Here is a 12,948-nt window from a genome sequence, read left to right as displayed (position 1 = left end):
GCCGGCCGCAGCGGCGCGTCAGCTCGCCGGCTCCAGGCTGGTGAGGATCAGCGCGGCGGTGGGCTGCGTCGGGTCGGGGTTGGCGTACGGGTCGTCCTCGCCCGGCCAGCCGACGTAGCTGCGCGTGTTGTACTCGCCGATGAACGGGCGGGTGCCGATCGGGAGGGCGGGCACCTGCTCGACGAAGATCTGCTGGATCTCCGCCAGGGCCTCGGCGCGCGCGGCGTCGTCCGTCGCGGTGGCGTAGGTGTCGAGCGCCGCCGTGGCCTCCGGGCTGTCGAACCGCCCGAAGTTGTAGTCCGCGGCCTCGCCGAGCGGCTTCAGCCACCGGCCGTCCATGATGTCGCTGTACAGGTCGTACGGCGTGGCGCCGGTGTCGGTCCAGTGCAGGATCGCCTGGAAGTCGCCCTCGCTCTTCATGGCCCACCAGGTGTCGGCGTCCGGGGTGTCGACGGTGGCCTCGACGCCCAGCTCCTTGGCCGAGTCGGCGATCAGCGAGATGCCGGTGACGTAGTCGCTCCAGCCCTGCGGGACGCTGAGCTCGAAGGTGACGGGCTCGCCGTCGGGGTCGACCAGCGCGTCGCCGTCCCAGGTGTAGCCGGCGTCCGTGAGGATCTCCTTGGCACCCTCGACGTCGACGCCGTAGCTCTCCCCGGTGAAGTCGTCGCCGATGAACGGGTCGCCCGCGGGCGTGGGCAGGCCGGTCACCGAGGTGAGCTCCGGCACGCCGCCCTCCCGGGCGATCGCCTGGTGCTTGCTGCGGTCGACGACGAGGTTCATCGCCTGGCGGAACGCGACGTCGCTGAACGGCTTCGTCCCGGTGTTGACGAACATCGCGTCGATGCCGAGGCCGGCGGCCGCCCAGTAGACGTTCGCGTCGTCCTTGTCCAGGTACGCGGACTGCACGTTCGGGATGAACGCCTGCGCCCAGTCGGCCTCGCCGTTGGCCAGCGCCGTGGTGAGCGCCGTGTTGTCGTTGTACGACACGTAGTACAGCGTCGGCGCGGCCAGCTCACCGCCCCAGTAGTCGTCCCGCGCGGTGAGCTCGACGCTCTGCGAGGAGAACTGCGACAGCACGTAGGGGCCGGTGCCGACGGGCTCGAGGTTCGGGTCCGTGGCCGGGTCGGAGACGTTCTCCCAGATGTGCTGCGGGACGATGAGCTTGTGCAGGACCTTGTCCTGCTTGGCGAACATCGACGCGGCGAAGGAGATCGTGACGGTGTCGCCGTCGAGCGCGACCTCCTCGATGCCGAGCGCGGCGTTGTCCAGCTCCGGCTTGTCCTTGAGCAGCGTGAACGTGTACGCGATGTCGTCGGCGGAGAAGGCCTCGCCGTCGTTCCACGTCACGCCGTCGCGGGCCACGAGGGTGACCTCGGTGTAGTCGTCGTTCCAGGTGATCTCCTGCGCGAGCCACGGCGTGACGTCGTCGCTCGGGTCGATCAGGTTGACGAAGCCGAGGGGCTCCAGGATGGCGTTGATGTAGCCGAGCTTCATGCCCGAGGCGTCGCCGACCCACGGGTTGTTCGACTCGGTGGCGATGGCACCGTCCGGCTTGGCGATGGTCAGCGGGGCGCCGGCGGCACCGGTGCTGCTGCCCTCGTCGCCCGCGCCGTCCGACCCGCCGGAGCAGGCCGTCAGTGCCAGGGCGGCGGCCACGCCGAGCGCGACCGCCGGGTACTTCACCCTCATGGTTTCTCCTTCGAAACGGCGCCGGGACGCAGCCGGCGTCTGAGGTCACGCCGCGTCCTCGCGGTCGTGCTGCGCGGAACGTTACTACACTGTCAGTAAGTCTTTGCCAGGCCACGAGATCACGAGTTGGTCACGGCTGGCGGGTCCCGGTCGGCAGCAGCGCCGGCCGCTACGATCGGCGCGCGACCACGCCCGCAGGCGCGTCGGCAGAGGAAGTGAGACAGCCATGAGCTCGGCCAAGCGGCCCGCCCGGCCGCGCCCGGAGACGCTGGAGCGCCGGCGGCGCATCCTGACCGCCGCCACGACGACGTTCGGCAGCAAGGGCTACAACAACGGCCCGCTCACCGAGATCGCCGAGCAGGTCGGCATGACGCACGCCGGGATCCTCCACCACTTCGGGTCCAAGGACCAGCTGCTCGTCGAGGTCCTGCGCTTCCGCGACCAGTCCGACGTCGAGGGGCTCGCGGAGCAGCACATCCCCGGGGGCATCGAGCTGTTCCGCCACCTCGTGCGCACCGCGTTCGCCAACGAGGAGCGGCCCGGCATCGTCCAGGCCTACGCGGTGCTGTCCGCCGAGTCCGTGACCGACGACCACCCCGCGCGCGCGTACTTCGAGGAGCGCTACCGCACGCTGCGCGCCGAGATCGCCGACGCGTTCCGGGAGGTCTGCGCCGAGCGCGGCGTCACCGAGCCGGACACGGTCGGCCGCGCCGCCGCCGCCATCCTCGCGGTCATGGACGGGCTCCAGGTGCAGTGGCTGCTCGCGCGCGACGACGTGGAGCTGGCGCGCACGAGCGAGTTCGCGATCGAGGCGCTCGTGGCGGCGGTCGTGCGGCCGCAGGAGCCCGTCGTCGGCACCGAGCGCGCCTGACGCCCGTTCCGGGACCGGCCCCCGCGCGGGGTTGCTCCGCCCGGAGGCCCCCTCCTGCGGGCGTCGGCGTCGGGACGGCCCCGGGCTTGCCGCCGCACACCCGGGCGGTGTTCAATGAGTCAACTCATCGACTCATTGGAGCACCTCATGGCCGGTCTCGTCCTCCTGCTCCTGCTGGCGCTCGCCGGGTGCGTGGGCGTGCTCCTCGCGCTGCTGCTCGCGGCGGCGCGGGGCGGCACGACCGCGGACGCCCCGGCCGTCACGCGCGCCGCCCGGCGCCACGAGACGCTGGTGTCCCTCGGCGCCACCGCGACCAGCGTGCTGGTGGCGCTCGCGGTCGTCGGCTCCTCCGACGTCGTCTGGACGTCGACGTACGAGCCCCTGCCCGCCGCGCCGGGCGTCCTCGCGTACACCGCGCCGTTCCTGGCAGCGGTGGTGTTCGCAGCCGTCCGGGCGCTCGGGGAGACGTCCTGGCCCCGCCCCCGGGGCGCCGTCCGCTCCGCGCCGCTCGCGCGCCGGACGGTCCGCGACCTCGGGGGCCGACGCCTCGTCGCCCTGCTGGGGACCGTCGCGGCAGGGCTGGTCGCGGTCGTGGTCCTGGGCGTCACGGCCGCCCCCGACGGCCGCTCGGTGGCGCACCCGCCGGTGCTCGACGCCGCGGGCCGGGTGGTCGGGACCGGCGCATCCGGGCCGTACCCGGGCTGGCCCTTCGGCGTGCCGGTCGCGGTCGCGCTGCTCCTGGCGCTCGGTGCGGCACTGGTCGCGCTGCGCGTCATCACCCGGCGCCCCCCGCTGCCCGTGCTGCCCGCCGCGCACGACGACGTCATCCGCCGCACGTCCGCCGCGCGGGTGCTGGCGGGCGTCCAGGCGTGGACCGGCTCCGCCCTCGGCCTCATGCTGCTCGTCGCCGCCGCCGCCCTCGCGAACGCCGAGCACCCCGCGGGCAGCGCGGCCGCAGCCGCGGCGGGCGTCGCCTTCCTGGTCGTCTCGCTCGGCCTCGCAGGCTCCGCCGTGCCCGCCCGCAGGTTCACCCCGGCCGCGGCAGCCGGCGACAGGGTCCGGGGCGTGGCCGCGTGACGGAGCTGCGGGTCGACGTCTCCGCCGCGACGCCCGTCTACGAGCAGATCCGGGCCCAGGTCGCGGGCCTCGTCGCGCTCGGCACCCTGGCACCGGGCGAACGCCTGCCCGCCTCCCGCGACCTCGCGCGCGACCTCGGCATCGCGGTCGGCACCGTGCAGCGCGCCTACCGGGAGCTCGAGGCGGCCGGCGTGGTGACGTCACGGCGCCGGGTCGGGACCGTCGTCGCGGGGCCGGAGGCCGGCGCAGCCCCCGCGCACCGGCGGGACGCCGCGGACGGCCGGGACGGCGCGCACGGCACACCGACGCTGCTGGACGACGTGCGCGCGCTGGTCCGCAGGGCCCGTGCCGAGGGGCTCACCGACGGCGCGCTGCTCACACTCGTGCGGGGCGCGCAGGTCGACCCGTCGCCGGACCGGTCGCACCCACCGGGTGTGCCGTGGCTCGAGGGCGACCGGGGCCTCGTCGGGCCTCCCCCGGCCTAGAGGCCCTCCGCCTTGCGCGGGCGCCCCAGCAGCAGCGGCGCCAGGGCGTCCACCGGCAGGCCCTCGTGCAGCACCTGCACGACGGCCGCGGTGATCGGCATCTCGACGCCCGCGCGCTCCGCGAGGTCCAGCACCGACCGGGAGGACTTCACGCCCTCGGCGGTGCCGCCGGTCGCCGCCACGGCCTCGTCGAGCGTCATCCCCTGGCCGATGTGCAGCCCGAGGCGGTGGTTGCGCGAGTCCGGCGACGCGCACGTCGCCATGAGGTCCCCCATGCCCGCGAGCCCCGGGAACGTCTCCGCCTTCGCCCCGAGCGCCAGGCCGAGCCGCGTGATCTCGACCAGCCCGCGCGTGATGACCGTCGCCATCGTGTTGTACCCGAGGCCGCGGCCCTGCGAGATCCCGACCGCGAGCGCGATGACGTTCTTCACCGCACCGCACAGCTCGACACCCACGACGTCGTCGTTGGTGTACGGCCGGAAGTACCCGGAGGCGCACGCGGCGGCGACGCGCTCGGCGGTGCCCGCGTCCGACGACGCGACGACGGTGGCCGTCGGCTGGCGCGCCGCGATCTCCGAGGCGAGGTTCGGGCCCGACAGCACCGCCACCCGGGCGGGGTCCAGCTCGAGCGCCTCGGCGACGACCTCGCTCATGCGGCGGTCCGTCGCGAGCTCGACGCCCTTCATGAGGGACACCGCGACGGCGCCCGGGTCGAGTCGGCCGGCCAGCGGGGCGAGCGTCGCCCGGGCGGACTGCGACGGCACCGCGACGGCGACGACCTGCGCGCCGGCCACCGCGGCGACCGGGTCCGGGTCGGCGGTCACGCGCGCGGGCAGCTCGACCCCGGGCAGGTAGCGCTCGTTGCTGCGGGACCCGGCGATCTCGGCGCAGACGGCGGCGTCACGCCCCCAGACGGTCACGTCGCAGCCGGCGTCGGCGAGCACGGCCGCGAACGTCGTGCCCCACGCGCCGGCGCCGAGGACGGCAGCGCGGGTCACGCGGCCCCGTCCGCCGTGGGGGCCGCGGGTCCGTCCGCCCCGGCACCGCCCCCGCCACGGCGCATGTCGTACGGCCGCTCCGGGGGGGTCTCGCCGCGCACGTCGGCCAGCAGGGCGGTGATCGCCGCCATGACCCGGGCGGTCGCCTCGCGCAGCGTCGCGGCGTCGAGCGGGCGGCCGTACAGGTCCGCGAGGTCGACGGGGGGTCCGGCCACCACGGTCACCCGCTTCGGCGGGATCGGCTTGAACACCTTCGCGTACCGGCCGAGCAGCAGCTGCGGCCCCCACTGCGCGATCGGCACGACCGGGACGCGGGTGGTCAGCGCCAGGCGGGCCACGCCGGTCTTCGCGACCATCGGCCACAGGTCCGGGTCGCGCGTGAGCGTGCCCTCGGGGAACACCGCGACGCACTCCCCCGCGGCGAGCGCCTGCTCGGCCGCCCGCAGCGAGTCGCCCGCCTGGGAGGTGTTGCGGTGCACGGGGATCTGCCCGCTGGTCCGCAGCACCCAGCCCAGGACGGGGACGGAGAACAGCGACGACTTGGCGAGGATCTTCGGCGCCACCCCGTTGTCGTACAGGTAGTGCGCGAACGTGATCGGGTCGACGTTCGTCATGTGGTTGCCCGCGGCGATGAAGCCGGAGCCCACCGGCAGGTGCTCGGTGCCCCGCCAGTCACGACGCGTGATCGCGTACAGCACGGGTCGCAGCACGCGGGCGACGTTGCGGTAGGCGCGGTTGGCGCGGGGCGGGTGCACGGGAGCCGATGCTACCCGGGCGACCGCGCGCGGCCCCCCGTGCGGCACGACGCCGGCGCAGCACGGGCCCGGCCGCGGACCACGCAGCCGCCGGCAGGAGCGTCGGCGTGCGAACAGCGGGCGGTTTTGGCACGATCGCACCGTCCTCGCGGCCGCGCCGCAGGACGCCCGGGCGTCGTTGGGACGAAGCGAACCGCACGGGACACCAGTGCGTCGCGCCCTCGCGCGCGCCGCGCCCCGGCTCCGGAGCACGCATGTCCCTCACCACCCGCGCCTCGTCCCCCGTGGAGCGCCGCAGCACCGCCGTCCCCGGCACCTTCCACCTGCTCGGCGACGACACCCTCGTCTGGTCCGAGCCCGTCTTCCGGCTCCACGGCTTCGAGCCGGGCGACGTCGTCCCGTCGACCGCGCTGATGCTGGCGCACTGCCACCGGGACGACCGCCCCGCCCTGGAGGCGGTGCTCCGCGCCGCTCCCGCGCAGCCCGGCGAGGGCCGTAGCGTCCGGTACCGCCTCGTCGACGCGTCGGGGACGGAACGCGTGGTGCTGGCGGTGCTCGCACCCGGGCTCGACCCGCGGCACGCGCACGGCCTCCGCGCGACGGCCGGCGGTGCCGGGCTCGACGGCTGGCCGCCGGCCCAGGACCACACCCACCTGGGCGCCACCTCGCCCGCAGCGGAGGGCACGCCCACCGGCGGGGGACGCACCCCGCAGCCGCTGGGTCTGCTCGTCGACCTGGACGCGGAGATCGGTGCGGCGGCGGCCCGGCGGGCGGACGAGATGCTCGCCGCGGCGATCTCGTCGCGAGAGGTCATCGACCAGGCCAAGGGTGCCGCGATGCTCGCCTACGGGCTCGACGGCCCGGCGGCGTTCGAGCTGCTGCGGTGGCACTCCGAGCACCTCAACGTCAAGGTGCGGACCGTGGCCGAGCGGATGCTCACCGCGCTGCCCGGGCGCCGGCGCCACACCGACCCGAGGGACCTGGTCGACGCCGCCCTCGCGAGCCTCGTCGACGCGCCGGGCGGAGCCCCCGCCGACGGCGGGGCCCGCACCGACGACGGAGCCCGCACCGACGACGCACCGGCACCGCTGACCGTGCGGCACCGGGTGGACGGACGGTCCGTCCTCGTGGCGCTCGACGGCGAGGCGGACGCGGCGACCGCCCCGGCGCTCGTCGCCGGGTTCGCCGACGCACTGCGTGCCGTACCACCCCGCGGCGTGCTCGTCGTCGACGCCTCGCGCCTGCGTCGGCTCGGCCCGGTGGCCGCGCTGCACCTGGCCCGGCTGCGACGACGCTGCGACAACGCGGGCGTCAGCCTGCGGATCCTGCCGCCCGCAGGGAGCCGGCCCGAGATGCGGGCTCCCGCCGCACGCAGCAGCATGTGAAGGACCCCAGCCGAGGAGGACCGACGTGAGCGACAAGCCGACGGACCGGCCCGAGGGCCTGCTGCCCGACGGAGACCCGGACGACGTGGCCGAGGCGAGCACGCCCGGCTCGGACGGTGACGGCCCCGAGTCCGGCTACCAGAGCGAGCCCGAGCAGACGGGCGAGGACCAGCCGGACGGCGCGTGACGATGTCGGAGTCGACCGTCCCCGCGTCGAGCGGACCCCTCGCGAGGGACCCCGCCACGGACGCGGACGGCTGGCGGACCGGCGTGCTCGACGAGCTCCACGGTCTGCTCGTCGCCACGGTCCCGGTGGACGCGCTCCTCGACGCGATCGTGCGGCGGGCGGCGGACCGCGGCGGCCCCGGCGCCTCCGCGGCGATCACCGTGCGGCTGGGGGGCCAGTCGACCGTGGCTGCGGCCGCCGACGAGCGGGCCGCGGCCTGCGACCGCGCGGAGCAGTCGGCAGGAGAGGGCCCGTGCCTCGAGGCCGCGCGCGTCGGCCGGCGCATCACCGTGCCGGACGTCGTCGGGGAGCAGCGGTGGCCGGCCTGGCGTCGTGAGACCGTGCGTGGAGGGTTCCTCGCCGCCGCCGCGCTGCCGGCGACCGTCGTGCCCCGCAGCGCGCTGGAGCTCGCCATCAACCTGTACCGCACCACGCCCGGCGAGTGGGACGAGGCCGTCCTGGACGACGTCGCGCGCCTCGCTGACGACGCCGCACGGGCCGTGGTGGTCGCCGCGCGCGCCGAGGAGCAGGCGCAGCTGAACACCGATCTGCGCCAGGCCATGGCGTCGCGCGCGGTCATCGACCAGGCGCTCGGCGTGGTGATGGCGCAGAACCGCTGCGGCCCGGAGGAGGCGTTCGCGATCCTGCGGCGGGCGTCGCAGCACCGGAACAGCAAGATGCGGGACGTCGCCGGCGAGATCGTCGCGCGCGTCTCCGGGACGCAGCCGCACAGCCCGCACGAGTTCCGCGACCGGCCGCGCGGCTGAGCCGGGCCGGTGTCCGCGGCGCCCGGGCCCGGGGCGCCGGGGCGCGACCCTCCGCCCGGACAGGTCCGGGGTTCAGCCCCGGTCGAACTCCGCGCCGAGCGCCGCCAGCTTGTCCGCGAAGCGTTCGTAGCCCCGGTCGATCAGGCTGATCCCGCGGACCGCGGACGTCCCCTTGGCCGCCAACGCGGCGATCAGGTGGCTGAACCCGCCCCGCAGGTCCGGCACCTCGATGTCGGCGGCCGCGAGCGGGGTCGGCCCGGAGACCACGGCCGAGTGGTAGAAGTTCCGCTGCCCGAACCGGCACGGCCGGCCGCCCAGGCACTCCTTGTACACCTGGATCGTCGCGCCCATCCCCCGCAGCGCGTCCGTGAAGCCGAAGCGGTTCTCGTACACCGTCTCGTGCACGATCGACAGGCCCTTGGCCTGCGTCAGCGCCACGACCAGCGGCTGCTGCCAGTCGGTCATGAAGCCGGGGTGGACGTCGGTCTCCAGCACGATCGCGGACAGGTCGCCGCCGGGGTGGAAGAACCGGATGCCGTCGTCGTCGACCGTGAACTCGCCACCGACCTTGCGGAACGTGTTGAGGAACGTGGTCATCTCGGGCTGGGTGGCGCCGCGGACCAGGACGTCGCCCCCGGTGGCGAGCGCCGCCGACGCCCACGACGCCGCCTCGATCCGGTCCGCGAGCGCGGTGTGCCGGAACCCGACGAGCCGGTCCACGCCCTCGATCCGGATGACCCGGTCGGTGTCGACCGAGATGATCGCGCCCATCTTCTGCAGGACGTTGATGAGGTCCATGATCTCGGGCTCGATCGCCGCGTTCGTCAGCTCGGTGATGCCCTCGGCGCGCACAGCCGTCAGCAGCAGCTGCTCGGTGGCCCCGACGCTGGGGTACGGCAGCGTGATCTTCGTGCCCTGCAGGCGGCGCGGCGCCCGGATGTGGATGCCGCCCGCGCGCTTGTCCACCACCGCGCCGAACTGGCGCAGGATGTCGAGGTGGTAGTTGATCGGCCGGTCGCCGATCCGGCAGCCCCCCAGGTCGGGGATGAACGCCTCCCCCAGCCGGTGCAGGAGCGGCCCGCAGAACAGGATCGGGATGCGGCTGGAGCCCGCGTGCGCGTCGATGTCGGCGACGTGCGCGGACTCGACGTCCGTCGGGTCGAGCCGCAGCACGCCGGCCTCGGCGTCCGCGTCCACCCGCACGCCGTGCAGCTCGAGCAGGCCGGTCACGACCGCGACGTCGCGGATCTGCGGGACGTTGCGCAGCTCGCTCGGCGTCTCCCCGAGCAGCGAGGCGACCATCGCCTTCGAGACGAAGTTCTTGGCGCCCCGGACGGTGATCTCGCCCGAGAGGGGCGTGCCGCCGTGGACGTACAGCAGATCGGTCATCCCCCCATGGTGACGCACGCCGGCGCGCGATCACGCCCCCGCGCCGCGCGGCCCCGTCCCCGTCCGCCAAACCTCCACAACCACCCCTCGCCCCGCCCCACCCTTCCCGCGAGTTCGGCAGTCCGCGCGCGAGGTCGGCAGCTCCAGGTGCCGACCTCGCCTGGGACTGCCGAACTCGGCGGGTGTGCGGGCGCGGGGGTGGGGGTCAGAGGCCGGGGCGGCGGCCGATCGCGACCTCGACCGGGCGGGCGGCCTTGATCTCGACCGGGGGCAGGTGCTTGGCCGGCAGGGTCTTCGGGCGCCAGGCGTCCCGGGTGGCCTCGAACGCCGTGATCTCGTCCTCGTGCTGCAGCGTGAGGCCGATGTCGTCCAGGCCCTCCATGAGGCGCCAGCGCGTGTAGTCGTCCACCTGGAACGGCACCACGACGTCGTCGCACGTGACGGTGCGCGTGCCGAGGTCCACGGTCACCTCGGTGCCCGGCTTGGTCTCGAGGATCTTCCAGATCAGCTCGACGTCCTCCTGCGCGACCTGGGCCGCGAGCAGCCCCTGCTTGCCGGAGTTGCCGCGGAAGATGTCGGCGAACCGGGCGGACAGGACGACCCGGAATCCGTAGTCCTTGAGCGCCCACACGGCGTGCTCGCGGGAGGAGCCGGTGCCGAAGTCGGGGCCGGCGACCAGCACCGAGCCCGCCTTGTACGCGTCCTGGTTGAGCAGGAACTCCGGGTCGTTCCGCCACGCGGCGAACAGCGCGTCCTCGAACCCCGTGCGGGTCACCCGCTTGAGGTAGACGGCCGGGATGATCTGGTCGGTGTCGACGTTGCTGCGGCGCAGCGGGACGCCGACGCCGGTGTGCTGGGTGAACTTCTCCATGAGGGTTCTCGATCCTGGGGTCGTGGGGGGCGTCGGGGCGTCGGGGCTCAGGCCGGCTGGAGGTCCAGCGGCGAGCCGTCCGGCACCGCGACGTCGGGGCCGAGGTCGGAGACGGACGAGAGCGTGCCGCGGATCGCCGTGGCGGCGGCGACGAGCGGCGACACCAGGTGGGTCCGGCCGCCCTTGCCCTGCCGGCCCTCGAAGTTGCGGTTCGACGTCGACGCGGACCGCTCCCCCGGCGCGAGCTGGTCGGGGTTCATGCCCAGGCACATCGAGCAGCCGGCGTTGCGCCACTCCGCGCCGAAGTCGAGGAAGATCCGGTCGAGCCCCTCCGCCTCCGCCTGGAGCCGCACCCGGGCGGACGACGGCACGACGAGGACGCGCACCGAGTCGGCCTTCTTCTGCCCCCGCATCAGCTTGGCGGCCGCCCGCAGGTCCTCGATGCGGCCGTTGGTGCACGAGCCGATGAAGACCGTGTCGACGGCGATCTCACGCAGCGGCTGGCCCGGGGTCAGGCCCATGTACTCGATCGCGCGCTCGGCGGCGACGCGCTCGTTGGCGTCCGCGATCTCCTCCGGCACCGGCACGGCGCCGGACAGCGGCAGGCCCTGCCCGGGGTTCGTGCCCCAGGTGACGAACGGCTCGAGGTCCGCGGCCTCGAGGACGACCTCGGCGTCGAACACCGCGTCGTCGTCCGAGCGCAGCGTCTCCCAGTACGCGACGGCGGCGTCCCAGTCGGCGCCCTCGGGGGCGTGCGGACGGCCCTTGAGGTAGTCGAACGTCGTCTGGTCCGGGGCGATCATGCCCGCCCGGGCGCCGGCCTCGATCGACATGTTGCAGATCGTCATCCGGCCCTCCATCGACAGGCTCCGGATGGCCTCGCCGCGGTACTCCAGGACGTAGCCCTGACCCCCGCCGGTCCCGATCCTCGCGATCACCGCCAGGATGATGTCCTTCGCGGTGGCGCCGAGCGGCAGGGAGCCGTTGACCGTGATCGCCATCGTCTTGAACGGCGCCAGCGGCAGCGTCTGGGTGGCCAGCACGTGCTCGACCTCGGACGTGCCGATGCCGAACGCCAGCGCCCCGAACGCCCCGTGCGTCGAGGTGTGCGAGTCGCCGCACACGACGGTGAGGCCCGGCATGGTCAGGCCGAGCTGGGGGCCGACCTGGTGCACGATCCCCTGGTCGGCGTCGCCGAGCGAGTGCAGCCGGACGCCGAACTCCTTCGCGTTGTTCCGCAGGGTGTCGATCTGCGTGCGCGACGTGAGGTCGGCGATCGGCAGGTCGATGTCGAGCGTCGGGGTGTTGTGGTCCTCGGTGGCGAGCGTGAGGTCCGGGCGGCGGACCTTCCGGCCGGCGAGCCGCAGACCCTCGAACGCCTGCGGGCTGGTGACCTCGTGCACCAGGTGCAGGTCGATGTAGAGCAGGTCCGGCGCGCCGTCGGTGCCGCGCCGCACGATGTGGTTCTCCCACACCTTCTCCGCCAGTGTGCCGGCCATGTCGCCGTCCTCTCGTCCGCCCGGGCGGGGGGCCGCCGCGGGTCCGTTCTCCGTGTCGCACTTGCGTCTCAGTCAGCGAGACGCCAATATCGACCTATGGACAACTCTAGCGGAGTCGGCGTGCTGGACAAGGCCGCCTCGGTCCTCAACGCCCTCGAGGCCGGACCCGCCACCCTCGCGCAGCTGGTCAACGCCACCCATCTTGCCCGCCCGACGGCCCACCGTCTGGCCGTCGCGCTCGAGCACCACCGCCTGGTGGGGCGCGACATGCAAGGCAGGTTCGTCCTGGGGCCGCGACTGACCGAGCTCGCCAGCGCCGCCGGCGAGGACCGGCTGCTCGCCGCGGCCGGCCCGGTGCTCGCCGCGCTGCGCGACCACACCGGCGAGAGCGCGCAGCTCTACCGGCGGCAGGGCGACCAGCGCATCTGCGTGGCCGCCGCCGAGCGCCCCATCGGGCTGCGGGACTCGATCCCCGTCGGCGCGACGCTGACCATGGCGGCCGGCTCCGCCGCGCAGATCCTCCTCGCCTGGGAGGAGCCCGACCGCCTCCACCGCGGCCTGCAGGGCGCGAAGTTCACCGCCACGATCCTGTCCGGCGTCCGCCGCCGCGGCTGGGCGCAGTCGGTGTCCGAGCGCGAGGTCGGCGTCGCGAGCGTCAGCGCCCCCGTGCGCGGGCAGTCCGGCCGCGTCGTCGCAGCGGTGTCGATCTCCGGCCCCGTCGAGCGCCTGAGCCGCCAGCCCGGCCGCCTGCACGCCGCCGCGGTGGTCTCCGCCGCGAACCGCCTCACGGAGGTCCTGCGCCGCACGGCGGAGTGATGGAGCACCCCCGCCGCCGCCCCGAGGTGCGCGCGAAGGTGCGCGCAGGGCCGCGCAGCGACCCGTCGGCACCGCACGCCGTCCGCGTGCGTGTGCACGCGACGTCGGCAGTCCCAGGCG

General features: G+C 74.8%; 13 protein-coding genes. 7 read left to right on the top strand and 6 right to left on the bottom strand.

The window, feature by feature from the left end; genetic code table 11:
* Positions 1-18: 18 nt before the first annotated feature.
* Complete coding sequence (locus K5O09_RS05615) at positions 19-1,689, bottom strand: ABC transporter substrate-binding protein (protein WP_222171824.1); 1,671 nt, start codon at positions 1,687-1,689, stop codon at positions 19-21.
* Positions 1,690-1,915: 226 nt separating this feature from the next.
* Here K5O09_RS05615 and K5O09_RS05610 point away from each other — a divergent pair, with 226 nt between their 5' ends.
* The 3 genes from K5O09_RS05610 (at position 1,916) to K5O09_RS05600 (ending at position 4,122) form a co-directional block, all read left to right on the top strand.
* Complete coding sequence (locus K5O09_RS05610) at positions 1,916-2,560, top strand: TetR/AcrR family transcriptional regulator (protein ID WP_222171823.1); 645 nt, start codon at positions 1,916-1,918, stop codon at positions 2,558-2,560.
* Between the two features lie 114 nt (positions 2,561-2,674).
* Entirely contained in the window at positions 2,675-3,637 is a 963-nt protein-coding gene (locus tag K5O09_RS05605) for a hypothetical protein (RefSeq protein WP_222171822.1), read from the top strand.
* Complete coding sequence (locus K5O09_RS05600) at positions 3,634-4,122, top strand: GntR family transcriptional regulator (RefSeq protein ID WP_222171821.1); 489 nt, start codon at positions 3,634-3,636, stop codon at positions 4,120-4,122. The genes K5O09_RS05605 and K5O09_RS05600 overlap by 4 nt, the downstream gene beginning before the upstream one ends.
* On the opposite strand, the gene K5O09_RS05595 is transcribed toward K5O09_RS05600, so the two are convergent.
* Both K5O09_RS05595 and K5O09_RS05590 read right to left on the bottom strand, forming a co-directional pair.
* A complete protein-coding gene (locus K5O09_RS05595) occupies positions 4,119-5,120 on the bottom strand; it encodes an NAD(P)H-dependent glycerol-3-phosphate dehydrogenase (protein WP_222171820.1) in 1,002 nt (333 codons plus the stop codon). The genes K5O09_RS05600 and K5O09_RS05595 overlap by 4 nt on opposite strands.
* Positions 5,117-5,875, bottom strand: coding sequence for a 1-acyl-sn-glycerol-3-phosphate acyltransferase (locus K5O09_RS05590; RefSeq protein ID WP_222171819.1), 759 nt, complete (start codon positions 5,873-5,875; stop codon positions 5,117-5,119). The genes K5O09_RS05595 and K5O09_RS05590 overlap by 4 nt, the downstream gene beginning before the upstream one ends.
* A 254-nt stretch (positions 5,876-6,129) precedes the next feature.
* On the opposite strand from K5O09_RS05590, the gene K5O09_RS05585 reads away from it, so the two are divergent.
* The 3 genes from K5O09_RS05585 to K5O09_RS05575 are packed head-to-tail and all read left to right on the top strand — an operon-like array spanning position 6,130 to position 8,253.
* Positions 6,130-7,260, top strand: a complete 1,131-nt coding sequence (locus K5O09_RS05585; protein WP_222171818.1) for an ANTAR domain-containing protein — start codon at positions 6,130-6,132, stop codon at positions 7,258-7,260.
* A 25-nt stretch (positions 7,261-7,285) separates the two neighbouring features.
* Positions 7,286-7,447, top strand: coding sequence for a hypothetical protein (locus K5O09_RS05580; protein ID WP_222171817.1), 162 nt, complete (start codon positions 7,286-7,288; stop codon positions 7,445-7,447).
* 2 nt (positions 7,448-7,449) lie between these two features.
* A complete protein-coding gene (locus K5O09_RS05575; protein WP_255596294.1) occupies positions 7,450-8,253 on the top strand; it encodes a GAF and ANTAR domain-containing protein in 804 nt (267 codons plus the stop codon).
* 72 nt (positions 8,254-8,325) lie between these two features.
* On the opposite strand, the gene murA is transcribed toward K5O09_RS05575, so the two are convergent.
* From murA to leuC, 3 genes are all read right to left on the bottom strand, one after another.
* Positions 8,326-9,642: a UDP-N-acetylglucosamine 1-carboxyvinyltransferase gene (gene murA, locus K5O09_RS05570; protein ID WP_222171815.1), complete on the bottom strand. Its 1,317-nt coding sequence runs from the start codon at positions 9,640-9,642 to the stop codon at positions 8,326-8,328.
* Positions 9,643-9,847: 205 nt separating this feature from the next.
* Positions 9,848-10,513: a 3-isopropylmalate dehydratase small subunit gene (gene leuD, locus K5O09_RS05565; RefSeq protein WP_222171814.1), complete on the bottom strand. Its 666-nt coding sequence runs from the start codon at positions 10,511-10,513 to the stop codon at positions 9,848-9,850.
* A 47-nt stretch (positions 10,514-10,560) separates the two neighbouring features.
* Positions 10,561-12,012, bottom strand: coding sequence for a 3-isopropylmalate dehydratase large subunit (leuC, locus tag K5O09_RS05560; protein WP_222171813.1), 1,452 nt, complete (start codon positions 12,010-12,012; stop codon positions 10,561-10,563).
* 96 nt (positions 12,013-12,108) lie between these two features.
* On the opposite strand from leuC, the gene K5O09_RS05555 reads away from it, so the two are divergent.
* Entirely contained in the window at positions 12,109-12,828 is a 720-nt protein-coding gene (locus tag K5O09_RS05555) for an IclR family transcriptional regulator (protein WP_154728344.1), read from the top strand.
* Positions 12,829-12,948 lie beyond the last annotated feature (120 nt).

It is taken from the genome of Cellulomonas sp. C5510 (assembly GCF_019797765.1).
GTDB lineage: Bacteria > Actinomycetota > Actinomycetes > Actinomycetales > Cellulomonadaceae > Cellulomonas.
The sequence above is the reverse complement of the archived record's forward strand: the minus strand, read 5'-3'. Positions and strand labels throughout refer to the sequence as shown.